The sequence below is a fragment of the Pseudomonas inefficax genome, assembly GCF_900277125.1.
Lineage (GTDB): Bacteria > Pseudomonadota > Gammaproteobacteria > Pseudomonadales > Pseudomonadaceae > Aquipseudomonas > Aquipseudomonas inefficax.
The window spans coordinates 1-1356 of record NZ_OPYN01000005.1; the positions used below are offsets into that span (position 1 = coordinate 1).

The following is a 1356-nucleotide window of genomic DNA, read 5'->3' on the forward strand; positions in this document are numbered from 1 at the left end:
CGGCTGGCACCACAACAAGGAGAAACGCCATGGCCACCGCCACTCCACTGGAAGTGCCTGAACATAGCAAACCCAGAGCCCGCGGGCGTTTGCAGCTGCTGCTGATTCTGCTGGTGGTGCTCGGGCCGATGGTTCTGGCCACCAGCATGTACAAGCTCAAGTTCTGGGTGCCGGATGGCCGCAGCTACCACGGCGTGATGATCGGCAACGGCGAGAGCCTTTCCGATCTCGGCGTTGCGGGCCAGGACGAGCGTTGGCAGCTGCTGGTGAGTACACCCACAGCCTGTGCCGAGGATTGCCAGCGGCTGGTGTACCTGGCCCGGCAGATCCAGGTCGGCCTGGGCCGTGATGCCAGCCGTGCCAGCCATGCCCTGGCAGCCGCTCAGCCGGCAAGTGCCGACTACCAGGCGTTGCTCGGTCGCGAATACCCACAGTTGCAGCGCTACCCGCTGGATGCGCAACGCTACCTGCAAAAGGTCGGCGAGGCCGGCCCGCAGCTGTGGATCGTCGACCCGCACGGCAACCTGGTGCTGCGCTACGACGCCAAGGTCGACGGCAAGCATGTGCTGGACGACCTGCGCCACCTGCTCAAGCTGTCCAACATCGGCTAGGAGCCTGCCATGGCCAGACCCGGATTCCGCCTTGCTGTGTTCGCTACCCTGCTGGCACTGCTGGTCGTCCTGCTCGGTGCCTACACCCGCCTGACCCATGCCGGCCTCGGCTGCCCGGACTGGCCGGGTTGCTACGGCTTCATAAGCGTGCCCAAGAGCGAAGCGCAGTTGGCCCACGCCGAGCTGCATTTCCCCGAACACCCGGTGGAAGCCGCCAAGGGCTGGGCCGAGATGGTCCACCGCTACTTCGCCGGTACCCTGGCAATGGTGATCGCCCTGCTCGCCTTGCAGGCGCTGCGCCGGCATGCCCGCGATGGCCAGCCTTATCGCCTGCCCCTGCTGTTGCTGGGCGTGGTGCTGGCCCAGGCAGCCTTCGGCATGTGGACGGTCACCCTCAAGCTGTGGCCGCAGGTGGTCACCGCGCATCTACTCGGTGGCTTCACTACCCTGAGCTTGTTGTTCCTGTTATCCCTGCGTCTGTCCCGGGCCTTTGCGCCCATGCCAAAACTGCCATTGAGCCTGCGCCGGATCGCCGCGCTGGCCTTGCTGGTGGTGATCGGCCAGATCGCCCTGGGCGGCTGGGTCAGTGCCAACTACGCGGCCGTCGCCTGCATCGACCTGCCCACCTGCCACGGCCAGTGGTGGCCGGCGGCGGACTTCAGCAACGGCTTCCACCTGACCCAGCACGTCGGGCCCAACTATCTGGGCGGGCAGCTGGACAGTGATGCGCGCACGGCCATCCACA

The 1356-nt window shown here is 66.4% G+C and carries 2 protein-coding genes; both read left to right on the plus strand.

Going from position 1 to position 1356, the window contains the following annotated elements; genetic code table 11:
• The first annotated feature begins 29 nt into the window (after positions 1–29).
• Positions 30–611, plus strand: a complete 582-nt coding sequence (locus JV551A3_RS01705; protein WP_133978244.1) for a hypothetical protein — start codon at positions 30–32, stop codon at positions 609–611.
• A 9-nt stretch (positions 612–620) separates the two neighbouring features.
• Positions 621–1356 (plus strand): COX15/CtaA family protein (locus tag JV551A3_RS01710; RefSeq protein WP_133978246.1); only part of this gene is annotated, 736 nt, incomplete at its 3' end.

Excerpts from the sequence above, each read along its gene's own strand:
- JV551A3_RS01705 (WP_133978244.1), top strand. The coding sequence starts at position 30 with ATGGCCACCGCCACTCCACTGGAAGTGCCTGAACATAGCAAACCCAGA.